This is a genomic window from Zongyangia acetica, assembly GCF_038739695.1.
GTDB classification, from domain to species: domain Bacteria; phylum Bacillota; class Clostridia; order Oscillospirales; family Ruminococcaceae; genus Zongyangia; species Zongyangia gallinarum.
The window spans coordinates 1-14623 of record NZ_JBBEWN010000011.1 but is presented as its reverse complement, the minus strand read 5'-3'; the positions used below and the strand labels follow the sequence as shown (position 1 = coordinate 14623).

The following is a 14623-nucleotide window of genomic DNA, read 5'->3' as shown; positions in this document are numbered from 1 at the left end:
TTCAGTGCATTTTACTTTGTAAGCTTTCACAGAAACAATCTCTCTATTTAGACAGATTGCTTGAATCTTGCAGTTTCATTTTCTGCATTTTTATCCTTGATGTTGATTTTTTCTATCTCTGAAAAAAACATTGAAAATCAGTAAGTTCCGCATAAAATTTATTCTAAATTATCTTTAATTATTGATAAATATCGCTACATTTATTATAACGATGGCCCAGCCGCCTGCTTTCGCTGGCTTTGGCTATGGCCATGATCCTATCCACCCTGCTGACCCAGATTCCTGTCTTGGCGGCAGAGTCCCTGCCATTAGGCGGATGGACCAGCCCCCATAACAACTTTCAGGAGGAAAACGGCAAGGTAACCCTGACAAGTACCGGGGACAACAACTTTGTCGTCTCTGATACCCGTGTCACCGCGTTCACCATGGAGGCGGATATGACCATGGTCTCCGGCGACGCGGCAGGACTCATGTTCGCCGTGGAGGACAAAGAAAACCCCGGCTCTTCCTGGGGCGCCCTCCATGTGGAGGCCAGCCGGGTACGCGCTTTCCACGTGCCCAACCTGGACAAGCTGGATACCGCGGTGTCCATCGATCCTTCTGTGCAGCAGCAGAAGGTCCATATCAAGGTTTCCATGGATGCCGCCGGCAACCTGCGGGTCTTTTTGAACAACAGCGATACCCCCACCCTCTCCGCCCAGTATGACGGCTATACCGGCGGTTATCTGGGGCTTTGCTCCTGGAGGGGTGACGCTGTATTTGAAAACATCACCTACACAGAAGAGGCCCAGATCGGTTTTTCCACTAACATTTCCGGCTGGTACGCGGCCGGCGGTGACTGGACCGTCACCGACAGCGGCTACCGTGCCAATAACCCCGCCATGGGCAACACCTACGCCTATTCCGACGAGGTCATCCCCACCGGCAAAAACTTTGTGCTGGAAGGCAAACTGCACATTGAGGTGCCCGAAGGGGGCGGCGGCGCCGGCATCGCCATTGTCCCCAACACCGCCAATCCCAATGAAACCTGGTACTGCGCCAATATTGACAAGATGTATGGCAATACCACCCGTTTCTTTAAAAACCGGTACCCCGGCGGCGATTTTTGGAGCATCGGCAGAAACCTGACTGCGGAAGAAACAGCGGCCAAAGACTATACCCTTCGCATTGAGTACACCGACGGCGTCTTTCGCTATTATCTCAACGATACCCTGGTAGACTCTTATCCCAACGATACCTTTACCGGCGGTACCGTGTCCCTGATGACCTTCAATTCCGACACCACCTTCCAGAACGTCAACATTACCTACAGCGACCGGGAGGATACCGGCAACGCTCTTACCGGCTGGACCGGCGGCAGCTTTGAAGGCGGCGAGGGAACCGATCCGATCAAGCTGAATAACACCGGCGGCAACAACTTTGTCATGTCCACCACCCAGGGCAAATACTTCACCATGGAGGCGGACGTAACCCTGGAAGAGGGCTGCGAGGCGGCCGGCTTCCTCTTTGGCGTCCCCAACCGGGGCAATCCCGGCGCTGACTGGTGCGCCCTGCAGATCAATAACTACCACGAAAACGGCAAGGCCAGAGTCTTCAATGTGCCCAATCTGGACCTTCTGGATTCGGACGGCATCCTGGAGCCGGGCACCCGGGACAATCCCATCCATCTGAAACTGACGGTAAGCCCGGGCAATATCATCCGGGTCTATGTCAATGACGCTGCCACCCCGGTGGTGGAAACCACCTACGAAAACTATGCCGGCGGTTATTTAGGGCTTTGCTCCTACAATGGCGCCGCTACCTTCGAAAATGTTACCTTCCAGGAAAGCCAGGAGCCTAACTTCAACACCAACTTGACCGGCTTCAAAGAAGAGGGGACCTGGTCCATCACCAACAAAGGCTACCGTGGAGACAACGACGACAACGGCGGCAATGTATTCTCCTTCTCCGACGTGGTTATCCCTGAAGGAGCTTCCTTCATCCTGGAAGGAGATCTGCACATTGACAACCCCAAGGGTGGTGCTGGCCTGGTCATTGCCCAGAATCCAGCCAATCCCTACGAAACCTGGATCTGCGCCAATATTGACAAGTATTACGGCTCCAGCACCCGTCTGTTTAAAAACAACGGCACCGATGTCTGGGGCATCAGCGGCACTCTCACCGCTGACCAGATCGCCGCGCAGGACTATCATCTGCGCATTGAGTGCATCAACAACGCTTTCAGCTATTATCTGGACGGCGTCCTCATCGGCACCTGGAATGATCCCGATTTTAACGGCGGCACCATCGGCGTTATGACCTTTGGTTCCGACACTACCTTTGACAACCTGTACTATTATCTGGCGGAGGATATCCCCCAACTGACCTCCCTGGAGGTCATCGGCGCTACCCTGGACCAGCCCTTTGATCCTGCCACCACCGCTTACACCGCAACGGTGGAGAATACCGTCTCCTCCATCAAGGTCAAGGCGGAGGCAAAGGACCGCTTTGAGCTGAAGCTCAATAACTCCGTGATCCAAAGCGGTGTCGAGTCTGCCGACATCCCCCTGCGGGTAGGTAAAAACGTCATCAAGCTGGTGGTTTCTGATGATGAGACCAAATTGAGCCTGCCCATCGATATTACCATCTACCGTGAGGTGGATGAGGAGACCATCTATGAGGGAGATTATCGTCCTCAATTCCACTTCACCCCCCAGACCATGTGGATGAACGACCCCAATGGGCTGACCTATAACGCGGCCACCGGGGAATACCACATGTACTATCAGTACAATCCCGAATCTCTGGATTGGGGTACTCCTCATTGGGGTCACGCCGTTTCTAAAGACCTGATCCACTGGACCGATTACGGCATTGTCCTTTCCGGCAGCATTGCCTCCGGCGGCGGCGTCATCGACTACAACAACTCTTCCGGCCTCTTTGACGAATCTGTCCCGCCGGAAGCCCGGATGGTCTTTTTCTACAACGGGCTGCGGGTGGCCTATTCCACCGACGGCGGATATACCCTCAACAAGGTAGACACCCCCGACGTACCCGGCTCCTTTGACCCCAAGGTGGTTTGGTATGAAGACGCGGCCATGGAAAATGGCGGCGTATGGCTGGCCATTACCGGTGGCCAAGGCACCGACTGCAAACTCTACACCTCCAATGACCTGCTCCACTGGACCTACAATAGCTCCGCCCTGGACAAGGACGGCAACACCATGGAGACCGAATGTCCCGACATCTACCCGCTGCCTTTAGACGGCGATCAAGGCAATGTGAAATGGGTAATCAATGCCGGCGGCGTTTTCTATGTGGTCGGCAATATGACCAAGGACAGCGACGGCAAGCTCCACTTTAGAGCGGAGACCGATGAGCTCATCTACAATGGTGATTCCAGAGGTTCCAGCGCCACCTCTACCGATCAGAACTATGCTACCACCACCTACTTTAACGACGCCAAGGGCCGCCGGATCTCGGTCAGCTGGCTCATTGACAGCAGCGCGGCCTCCCTGGGCACAGAAAAGTGCTGGAATGGCGCCCAGTCCCTGCCTCTGGAAACCCAGCTCAAAACGGTGGACGGCCAGATGCGCCTGATCACCTATCCCGTGGAGGAGGTGGATACCCTCCGTTCCGGCATCCTCTATGAGACAGAAAACAATTCTGTCGCCCCAGATTCCCCTAATATACTAGAGGGAGTTACCGGCATCTATTATGATATCGAAGGCGAGTTCACCTTGGATGACAACGTCACCGAGTTTGGCTTTGTCCTGCGCAAAGGCAACGGCCAGCAGACGGTCGTCAAATATGATGTGGAAAACGGCCAGATGGTGGTGGATAAGAGCCAGGGAGGACCGGCCACCGGCGGTATCTGCCCCATCGCCATGGCTCCTATGGAAAATGGGAAGGTGAAACTGCGGATTTTGGTAGACACTTCTGTGATCGAAGCCTTCGGCAACGATGGACAGGCGGCGGTTAGTACCCTGTTCTTCCCCGATGCCTCCAGCAACGGCATGGAATTCTTCACAAATGGCGGCAATGTCACTGTGGATAGCCTCAACATCTATTCCATGAACTCTGCCTGGAAGGAACCAGCGCCCGTTCCCACCGAGCTGAACAATCTGGAGCTCTCCAACGGCACCTTGGATCCTGCCTTTGACAAGGATACTCTCTCCTACACCGCCACCGTGGCAAACTCCGTCTCCTCTGTCAAGGTCATGCCCACCTACACCGGTGATACCGCTGTTACCGTCAACGGCAAGGACGTCGCTTCCGGCTCCTACTCCGAGGACATCGCCCTGGAGGTTGGCACCAATACCATCACCGTGGTAGCGGGAGAGAAAACCTACACCATCACCGTCACGAGAGAAGCTCCGGAGCCCATTCCCACCGAGCTGAGCGGCCTGGAACTCTCCACCGGCGCCTTGACCCCTGCCTTTGACAAGGACACCCTCTCCTACACCGCCACCGTGGCAAACTCCGTCTCCTCTGTCAAGGTCATGCCCACCTACACCGGCGACACCGCTGTCACCGTCAACGGCAAGGACGTCGCATCTGGCTCCTACTCCGAGGATATTGCCCTGGAGGTTGGACCTAATACCATCACCGTGGTAGCAGGGGATAAGACCTACACCATCACTGTCACAAGAGAAGAGGAAGAACAGCCTCCTGTAGGCGAGAAACCTCTCCTGGATGGCCTGGAGCTGTCTGAAGGAACTCTTACTCCCGCCTTTGACAAAGACACCTTCTCTTACACCGCTGCCGTAGGAAACGAGGTAGAGGGTGTACAGGTGAAAGCCTTCTTTGCCGATGGCATTACAGCCATGCTGGGAGAAGAGGCGCTGGAGAGCGGCTTCTACTCTGAAGAGATTCCGCTGCAGGTAGGAGAAAACGAGATTGTAGTCACCCTGAGCCTAGAGGGTGAAGAGAGCGAATATGTGATTATAGTGACACGGGAAGAGGAAGCGGTGACCGAGCCAGAACCCACACCTGGCACCGACAAGCCCAGCATTCCTGGCTCTGACGAAGATCAAGTAGGCGGCAATGACTGGGAATGGCCGGAAGGCAGTGGAAATGATTCCACCGGCGGCACTGGTTCCGGAGAGAAAGAGAACCCCGCTTCCGGAGACAGCAGCATGGTAGCTGGAGCGCTGGCAGTCCTGGCCCTGAGCGCAGGCGCTGCGGTAGTTCTCTCCCGCAAGAGAAAATAAAACCCGTATATCCTTTGCTTCAAGGCGGATGACATGTAGTCGTCCGCCTTTTCTATCTTAAAAGTTTTTATCGGATAAGTATTCACCTGGGGATTTTCTTCCCCTAAAGAGGATAAAAGCTCTTCTTTCATAGGGAAATATACTCTCGGCTGCTTTAAATAATAAAAATTTCTTCAAAATAAAAATGAAATTTTTTGGGTAAGAAAATTCATTTCTGTTTTCTCTGGCAGTACAATTTTTCTGAAAACACCCTTATAAGAAATACATTTTCCCGCTTTCCTTAGATGTTTTTCCTAAATCTTAGGAATTTGCCACACTTCTTTAAACAGTTAGCAGATTAAAAATTTTGTAACTTGTCCCATGCAGAATGCTATAATAATGCACAGCAATGGTGCTGCATTGATTGGCTTTGTAGCACCATTTTTTGGTGTAGTCGGAAGATACCCGGCTGTCACTGCGCCAATTTCGGCGGGGGATATTTCATTTAACCGCGAGGAAAGGAATGAAGTAGAGAGTATGAAAAAATTTCTGAAAAGGGCAATTGTCCTTCTGATGGCAGTTGCAATGGTATTCTCAGTCACCGGATGCTCCAGCAGCGGCGGCGACACAAGCGGCGGCAGCCAGGCTGCTACCACCGATCCCAACCAGCTGGTCATTGCCCGTCCCGAGGATTCTGACAACCTGGATCCTGTCACCCAGGACGGCAACGTCAATATCTGGCTGTTCGGCCTGACCATGGAAGGCCTTGTCCGGGCCAGCGACGACGGCAAGAGCATTGAGCCCTGGCTGGCGGAAAGCTGGGACATCAACCCTGAAGGCACCCAGTACACCTTCCATCTGAAACCCGGCGTTAAATTCGCCAACGGCACTGAAGTCACCACCGAGGACTGGATCTGGTCCATTGAGCGGGCCCGGGACACCGAGTCCTCTGCTTGGGCTTTTGCCATGGAAGCCATCGAGTCGGTGGAAGCTCCCGATGAGAACACCCTGGTGATCACCCTGACCGAGCCCTGGGCTCCCATCCTGGCTGACCTTGCCATGTTCAACGCTTCCGTCCAGTCCAAAGCCTATTATGAAGAGGTGGGCGAGGAAGCTTACACCCAGGCTCCGATGGGAACCGGCCCCTTCTATTTCGCCGAGTGGCAGAAGGGCGAATATGTCCTCTTAGAGAAAAACACCAACTACTGGAATCCCGACGAACCCAAACTGGACAGTGTAAAATTCACCGTCGTCCCTGACGATAACTCCCGCGTCATGCAGCTGCAGGCTGGCCAGGTGGACGCCATTACCTTCGTCCCCTGGAACCGGATGGAAGAATTGGATGCTGACCCCGACATCGTCGCTGTCGGCCTGCCTTCCACCGAGGTCCGCAACATGATCTTTAACAACACCATCGAACCCCTTAACGACGCCCGCGTCCGCCGCGCCCTGGCCATGGCCACCGACCGGCAGGAGCTGATGGATGTGGCCCTCTACGGCTACGGCGAGCTTGCTACCTCCTTCATGTCCATCAACGGCATGTATTGGAATGAAAACGTGGACTATCCTGAGTATGATCCCGAAGGCGCCAAAGAGCTTCTGACCGAGGCTGGCTATGGCGACGGCTTTGAAATCACCCTGGCCCTGGATTCCGGCAACACCATCCACGCCACCATGGGTACCCTGCTCAAGGAGCAGTGGGCTGAGGTTGGCATCACCCTGAACCTGGAAACCCTGGAAAAGGGCACCATCAACGAGCGGATGAACAACCTGACCCTGGATCTGCAGATCCGGCCCTGGACCAACGATATGGCCGATCCTTCCCAGCAGGCGGATTACAGCTGCATCTATGACAACGCCATGTGCCTGATGAGCGGCTGGCAGAACGAAGAGGTGGAGGCTGTGGTCAACGAGGCCAAAACCGAGCTTGACCCCGAAAAACGCCAGGAGCTCTATTATGAGATCCAGCAGATGATGGCCGACGAGCTGCCCTTCTTCAGCATGTTCTATATTCCCTACCCTGTTGCCTACCGCAGCAATGTAGAGAACTTTATCCAGACTCCTCTGGGCGCTTACCGCTTCCAGGAGACCACCAAATAAACCCAAACAACGCAATTTGAATCGGAGGGGGAGGGGACTTTCCCCTTTCCCTCCGTTTTTCAGCGGCAAAGGGGCTTTCCCACCAAAAGGGCGGGAAGCCCCTACCGCTATTTTCATTGAGGACAGGTGAATGCTATGCAGCAACTCAATTATGCAATAAAGCGCCTGTTGCAGATGATCCCCGTTCTGCTGTGCGTCACCATCTTGGTATTTGTAATGATGCGCCTGATCCCCGGCAATCCTGCGCAGATTATGCTGGGTGAAAAGGCTACCCCCGAGATGGTCGCCGCCAAGGAAGTGGAAATGGGGCTGGACAAGCCTTACATCGTGCAATACGGCATCTTTTTGCGGGATCTGGTCACCGGTAACCTGGGGGAATCTATCCAGTATTCCATCCCCGTCAGCGACCTGCTGGGAAGCCGGATGATCGTGACCGTTTCCTTGGCGCTGATGACCGCCCTGTTTGTCGTCCTCATCAGCTTCCCGCTGGGCTACTACTGCGGACGGCATAAAAACGGCATAGGGGACAATATCATCCGCGTCCTTTCCCTGGTGGCCCTCTCTATGCCCCAGTTCTGGATCGGCATATTGCTGCTGCTCCTCTTTGGGCTGCAGCTGGGCTGGGTGCCTATCTCCGGATGGGGCGTCACCTTCTTAGACCATGTGCGCTGTCTCATCCTGCCGTCCATCACCGGCGCGCTGGGGGTCTGCACCCTGATGATTAAAAATCTCCGTGGGAATGTGGCCAATGTAATGGGAATGGACTTCGTAGACTTTGCCCGCAGCAAGGGTATCTCTGAAGGCCGGGTCCGCTCCCGCCACATTGTCAAAAACGCCTTGATCTCTACGGTGACCCTGCTGGCCCTGCGGATCGTCAACCTGTTGGGCTATACTGTGGTTATCGAGACGGCCTTCGGCCTGCCCGGTGTCGGCGCGCTGCTGGTAGAGGCCATCTTCCGCCGGGACTACGCTGTGGTTCAATCGGTGGTGGTGATCTTCGCCGCGCTGGTGCTCATTGTAAACTTGATCACCGATATTTCCTACTCGCTCTTGGATCCGCGGGTAGAACTAGAATAGGAGGGCGCAAGGATGACGCAATATAACCTGGCCCCTCAAAGGCTCACTTTACATCGCTTTAAGAAAGGAGGGGATGGGCATGGCAAAGCTTGAGGGAATGGACGAACAGCGGAAGGTGGTCAACGCCGCCCAGGAGGGCGGTGCCCTGATCGCCCGCAAAAAGGCTCCCTGGTGGCGCCGGAGCATGACGCTCAACATCGGCCTGCTGATCATCCTGGTGGTGGTGATCTTTGCCCTTTTTCCCCAGTTTTTAACTTCCTATGACCCTAACGCTTCCGATACCACCGCTATGCTCCAGCCCCCTTCGGCAGAGCATCTCTTCGGCACTGACAACTACGGGCGTGATGTGTTCGCCCGTGTGGTATGGGGCACCCGCATTGACCTAACCATCGGCGTTCTGGCCATGATCGTCCCCTTTATCACCGGCAGTATCATCGGCCTCATCGCCGGCTACTATGGCGGATGGCTGGACAGTGTCCTGATGCGCATTCTGGACGTGGTTATGGCTTTCCCCTTCATCATCTTGGTCATTGCCATCGTCAGCATTATGGGGCCGAGTATGAACAACCTTTACATCGCCATCTGGCTGGTGGGCTGGCGCGACTACGCCAGGCTGGTCCGAAGCGAGGTCATGGTGGTCAAACATAGTGAATACGTCCAAGCTGCCCGTCTTCTTGGATATTCCGATCTGCGTATTCTGATCCGGCATATTTTGCCTAACGTGTTCTCCTCCGCTATCGCTTTTGCGTCTTCTGACGTTGTTATGTGTATGCTCACCGGTGCTTCCCTGTCCTTCCTTGGATTAGGCGTGCAGCCCCCGACACCGGAATGGGGCGCTCTCATCGCAGATGGACGTCCGTTTATCTCCCAGGCATGGTGGATCTGCGCCTGCCCCGGTTTCGCACTCATCTTTGCCGGCACCGGCTTCAGCCTGTTTGGCGACGGCTTAGCCGACTTGCTGCGCACCAAAAACCGTTAAGAAAGGGGGAGCTCGGACCATGGCCGATATCCTGGAGGTTAAAAATTTAAAAACATATTTTATTACCAAAGAAATGACTGTCAAAGCGGTGGATAATGTCAGCTTTACCATCCGCCAAGGGGAAACCTTCGCCCTAGTTGGGGAGTCAGGCTGCGGGAAAAGCGCCACCTGCCGTTCTATCCTCCGGCTGATCCATAAGCCGGGCAAGATTGTGGACGGGCATATCCTCTACAAAGGAAAGGAGCTAACCGCCCTCTCCCAGAAGGAAATGCGCCAGATCCGCGGCAAGGAAATCGCTATGATCTTTCAGGAGCCGATGACCGCTTTGAATCCCGTGCTCACCATTGGTGAGCAGATATTCGAGGCTTTCGGTGACCAGAAGATGTCAAAAAAAGAAAAGACAGAACGGGCCATTGAACTACTTCATATGGTGGGAATTCCACGTCCGGAAACCCGCATTAAGGAATATCCCCATCAATTTAGCGGCGGCATGCGCCAGAGGGCGATGATTGCTATTGCCCTGGCCGCAAAGCCCCAGCTTTTGTTGGCTGACGAGCCTACCACCGCTCTGGACGTGACGATTCAAGACCAGATCATCAATCTTCTCAATGATTTAAAGGCCAAATTAGGGATGAGTATCCTGCTTATCACCCATGACCTGGGAGTCGTTGCCCAAATGTGCGACCGGGTTGCCGTCATGTATGCCGGCCACGTGGTAGAAATTGCCGATACCCTCACCCTCTTTTCTTCTCCGCGGCACCCATATACCTATGGGCTGCTCTCCTCCCTACCCACCGGGCACGAGAAGGAGCGGCTGATTCCCATTCCCGGTTCTCCTCCCGACTTGGCCAACCCGCCTCAAGGCTGTCCCTTCGCGCCCCGGTGCCGTTTTGCTGAGGACCGCTGCCGGGAAGAGCTGCCTGCTCTCAGCGAGATCTCACCGGATCATTTAACACGGTGTCACTTCCCTGAAAAGCTTTCTGAAGTCAAATCCTTTGTGGAAGGAGGCAGATGACCGTCCATGGAAAATAGTACAGCACAGCCGTTATTAACGGTCACCAATTTAAAGAAGTACTTCCGGCTCAAACGGCCGATTTTAGACGCTATTGCTCGAAAGCCTATCCAGACCCTCAAAGCGGTAGATGACGTTAGTTTTTCCATCGCTAAAGGTGAAACTCTGGGATTGGTAGGGGAATCGGGCTGCGGCAAGTCTACCCTGGCTCGGACTATTATGCGCCTGTATGATCCTGACGCTGGTAAGGTTGTCCTCAATGGGATTGAAATCAGTTCCCTCAAAGGAAAAGAGCTTCGCGAAAAGCGCCGCAGTTTCCAAATGGTCTTCCAAGATCCTTACTCCTCCCTCAACCCTCGGATGACTGTCCGGGATACGCTGGGCGAAGCTCTGAAGGTTCATAAAGTCTGCCCTCCGGAACAAAGGGAACAGAGGGTCCTCAAATTGCTGGAAATGGTAGGAATGAACGCAGATACAGCGGACCGGTATCCCGGTGAATTTTCTGGTGGACAGCGGCAGCGAATTGGCATTGCCAGGGCTTTGGCGTTGGATCCCGCTTTTATCATTGCCGACGAACCGGTTTCGGCTCTGGACGTCTCTATCCAGGCACAGATTATCAACCTGCTCATGGATCTGCAAAAGGATCTGGAGTTGACGATGCTCTTTATTTCCCATGACCTGAGGGTTGTCCGGTTGATTACCCATCGTGTGGCGGTTATGTATCTTGGCAAAATTATTGAGTTGGCTCCCACAGAAGAGCTCTATGAACGTCCTTATCACCCATACACAGAGGTTTTGCTCAAAGCCGCTCCTGTGTTGGATCCTACCCACCGTTCCCGGGAGTACAGTATCGAAGGAGAGCCTCCCAGCCCTATCCAGCTGCCTACCGGCTGCCGGTTCCATCCTCGTTGTCCAAGAGCTACAGAGGAATGCAAAAAGATACAGCCTGATTTCGCCGAGGTTTGTCCCGGTCATTGGGTGGCTTGCCATCATCCCATCCAGCCGGTATAAAACATCTGCTACAAAAATGCGCGTCCGGGTGTGGCTGCCGCCCGCCCGGCACCTTTTGTCATAATACTACTGTTAAAGGAGATTTTGCGTCATGTCTGAAGAACTGAAAGTTGGAACCCTTTCCGCCAAAGCTGGCGAGAAGGTACAGGGATACCTGGAAGTTCCTGGTACTCCTGTAAAAATGCCTATCACTCTGATTTGCGGCACTAAACCAGGAAAAACCGTTGTTATCACTGGCGGTACCCATGGCGGTGAGTATCCTGGCGTTGAGACTTCCATCCGGGTTGCCGCTTCCCTTACCCCGGATCAGGTAGCTGGCCGTGTGGCTATCGTTCATCCAGTCAATACCCCCGCTTTCTTTGCGAAAATGCAATATGTAGGCCCCTACGATGGCAAAAACCTCAACCGTGAGTATCCGGGTAAAGCTACCGGGACTGTAACCCAGCGGATCGCCTATACCATCTCCAGCCAATTGTTCGCCCAGGCAGATTTCTATATGGATCTTCACGGCGGCGATATCCATGAATCCCTGACTCCTTTTGTTATCTATTCGGAGCTGGGTTCGGAAGAGCAAAACAATATCGCCAAAGAAGCCGCTTCTATGCTGGGCGTCAAATACGTAGTAGGTTCTGTTTCTGACAACGGTACCTTTGGCTGCGCCGCAACCATGGGTGTTCCCGGCTTCCTGGCAGAGATTGGCCAGTGCGGTCTGTGGAGCGAGGAAGAGGTTCAGACCTATGTGAAAGGCGTTTACAATGTCCTCAAGCATCTGGGCGTCCTGGAAGGCGGCGCCGAAAAGCTCTGCGACGTAGTATATCTGCATCGGATGGCTGGCCTAGATGCTGAACAGACTGGCTGCTGGTATCCCTGTGTCAAAATTGGCGATAAGGTAACCAAAGGCCAGAAGGTCGGCGAAATCCGGGACTGCTTTGCCAATGTACTGGGTGAGTATTTTGCTCCTCAGGACGGCGTGATGCTTTATGTTATCAGCTCTCTGGCTATTAACGCCGGCGATCCCATTATCGCTTTGGGCTAAAATTTAAAACGTTCCTACGATAAAAGGGCTGGGAATCATATGATTCCCAGCCCTTTTGTCAGCTTATTCGGCTAGCTTCGATTTCCCGGAGGCAGGCGACAATCCCCTACAAAGCAAAAGGCCCGGAGGGCGAAATGGCTCCAGGCCCTTGCCTGGTGACATGCTCGGTCACCTTAGATCGGGAAGCTCACGATCCTAGGCCCCGCAAAAGGTTGGTAGCGACAGCGAGCCGTCGCGAGGGCGCTTTTGGCCGAGCAGGCGAGCCGAGCGAGCCCTTTTGCGGAGAAGGAGGAATGACGGAGTGGTATGAGAAAAGCCCGGTCTATGACCGGGCTTTTGGATGGAGCGCAATCCGTTCCCACGTAGGCGGAACGGTTAAAATTGATATTTTCTCAGTGTAAAAAATTGCCGCCACGCAGAGGCGGGCCCAAACCGCAGCCCAGCGCAAAGCGGTTGCGGTTTGGAAGCGAGGAGCAGCAGAATGAGCGCGCGATGAGCTTTGCAATGAAATGAAAAAGCTCGTCGCAAGCGATATGTCGCTTGCGACGAGCTGGTGCGGGCGGTGGGACTTGAACCCATTAAGCCGATTTTTTAGTCCTAAACTTAAGTAAATTTAAGTCTATTTATTGTTATAAATTTACTTTATTTTTATCTTTATTTCTATATTGTAAATTCAATTTTATACTTCAAATAATAAAGTGCGGTATAACATGCGGTAAAAAAGGCCCTGTTTCCACCTCTGCAATAGAGGGAAGGAACAGGGCTCTTTTCATTACCGTATAAAGAAAGTGACGCAGGCTACCAGGATGGCACTGGCGATACCCCATAGGGCTTTGGTCAGCGCCGACATGGACTTGGTCAGATTATCTACATTTGTCTCTGTCTTGGTGATCCTCTGCCCGTATTCGTCATGCTTCCTCTCCGCCTCGCTTTTCCACTCTTCTAAGCCGTCCAAGCGGTGGGTGTTGCTCCTGGCACGGGCCTCAATCTCCATGATCTTTTCTCTCGCCTCCTGGATCATGTCCTGTTCGTCCATCTTCCCCACCTCCTACACCGGTATCAGGTCTTTCACGTTTACAGCAGCGGTTACTACGCCCTTCTGACCGATGACCGCCCGGTTTCCCGACAGCTGCTGCACATCGTATGTATTCTGATAGACAAAGCTGGCCAGGCTCTTTCCGTCGTAGGTCTTGGCTCCGGATTTCACCTTCACCCGGTCTCCTACCTGGATGGAGTCACCAGACACAGCTTGTCCACCCTGGGTGGTGACAAAGGCGGAGAAGCCTTGGGACTTCAATTGTAAGCAGAGCTTATCCGCATTGGCTTTTACCGAAAAGGCTCCTGTCTGCACCTTGTAGAGACCGTCTACCTGCACCAGATAGGTGCTGTATCCCTTGGCCTCCAGCTGCTTCGCCATAGCCTGGGCATTGGCTTTCTTGCTGAAAGCACCTGTTTGAACTCGGTAGAGGGTGTCATCCGGTTTTGTATCTTCCTGCGTGTCATCCTTTGCCAGCAGTGCCTTGACCTGAGCTCGGAAAGTGTCCATGTTCTTACCGTGCTTCGGAAACCAGTGCATCACGTCGCCGTGGTTGGAGGCAATCCCTTTCGCCGCCCCTTCACTGTGGCAGATGATATTTTTCTCAGTCAGTCCATACTTTTTGCACAGATAGGCGCACAGCTCCGCTGCCTCTTGATACACCTTGTTAAAATATCCGGCGTCGGTCAGTCCATCCTCGCAGATTTCGAAGCCCACATATCCCATATAATTGGCGCTGCCGTTTTTACCGTTGCCACAGTGCCAACCCACCATATCCCAAGGCAGGGTCTGGTAGGTAGCGATGGAGCCGTCCTTCAGTTTTCCGATGAAGGCATGGCAACAGATTTGCTTTCCGCCTTCTGGTGTAGGCTGATTCCAGTGGTTGCCATACGGGTTTTCCCCTAGGAGGCCGTCGTCTGGGCCTACGTAACGCTTGAGGTTGGGATTATTGGCACCGGTGGAATGGACCATGATGCCCTTGACTGTATGGCGTTTTCCTGACTTATAGCAGTTATTCTTGGTTAAATAAAGGGTGCGCAGATTCATTTGGCTTCCTCCTCTTTTATGGCGATCCCTTCAACGGGGATCACCCCTTGATTCAGCTCATATACAGCGGCTTCGATGAGGGCGTCCAGCTTTTCCTCATCAACGGTAATACCGTGATTTCTCAGCCAGTCAATGACATAAGCTTTCTTTTCCT

9 protein-coding genes are annotated in these 14623 nt (G+C 53.7%); 7 read left to right on the top strand and 2 right to left on the bottom strand.

What is annotated here, in order from left to right; all coding sequences use genetic code 11:
• Window positions 1-245: 245 nt before the first annotated feature.
• From WGC32_RS10705 to WGC32_RS10675, 7 genes are all read left to right on the top strand, one after another.
• Window positions 246-5192 carry a cadherin-like beta sandwich domain-containing protein gene (locus tag WGC32_RS10705; protein ID WP_342681881.1) on the top strand — a complete coding sequence of 1649 codons (4947 nt, stop codon included), beginning with the start codon at window positions 246-248 and terminating at the stop codon, window positions 5190-5192.
• Between the two features lie 516 nt (window positions 5193-5708).
• Complete coding sequence (locus WGC32_RS10700; RefSeq protein ID WP_342681879.1) at window positions 5709-7271, top strand: ABC transporter substrate-binding protein; 1563 nt, start codon at window positions 5709-5711, stop codon at window positions 7269-7271.
• Between the two features lie 135 nt (window positions 7272-7406).
• Window positions 7407-8348, top strand: coding sequence for an ABC transporter permease (locus tag WGC32_RS10695; RefSeq protein ID WP_342681877.1), 942 nt, complete (start codon window positions 7407-7409; stop codon window positions 8346-8348).
• A gap of 79 nt (window positions 8349-8427) precedes the next feature.
• Window positions 8428-9327 carry an ABC transporter permease gene (locus tag WGC32_RS10690; RefSeq protein ID WP_342681875.1) on the top strand — a complete coding sequence of 300 codons (900 nt, stop codon included), beginning with the start codon at window positions 8428-8430 and terminating at the stop codon, window positions 9325-9327.
• Window positions 9328-9346: 19 nt separating this feature from the next.
• Entirely contained in the window at window positions 9347-10342 is a 996-nt protein-coding gene (locus WGC32_RS10685) for an oligopeptide/dipeptide ABC transporter ATP-binding protein (protein WP_191481417.1), read from the top strand.
• Between the two features lie 6 nt (window positions 10343-10348).
• Complete coding sequence (locus tag WGC32_RS10680) at window positions 10349-11350, top strand: oligopeptide/dipeptide ABC transporter ATP-binding protein (RefSeq protein WP_191510551.1); 1002 nt, start codon at window positions 10349-10351, stop codon at window positions 11348-11350.
• Between the two features lie 91 nt (window positions 11351-11441).
• Window positions 11442-12386 carry a M14 family metallopeptidase gene (locus WGC32_RS10675; RefSeq protein WP_342681872.1) on the top strand — a complete coding sequence of 315 codons (945 nt, stop codon included), beginning with the start codon at window positions 11442-11444 and terminating at the stop codon, window positions 12384-12386.
• Between the two features lie 772 nt (window positions 12387-13158).
• Here the strand turns inward: WGC32_RS10675 and WGC32_RS10670 are convergent.
• Entirely contained in the window at window positions 13159-13422 is a 264-nt protein-coding gene (locus WGC32_RS10670) for a hypothetical protein (protein WP_342681870.1), read from the bottom strand.
• Between the two features lie 12 nt (window positions 13423-13434).
• The gene (locus WGC32_RS10665; RefSeq protein WP_342681868.1) at window positions 13435-14469 is read right to left on the bottom strand and encodes an SPOR domain-containing protein; all 1035 of its coding nucleotides are present in this window, start codon (window positions 14467-14469) and stop codon (window positions 13435-13437) included.
• Window positions 14470-14623: the final 154 nt, after the last annotated feature.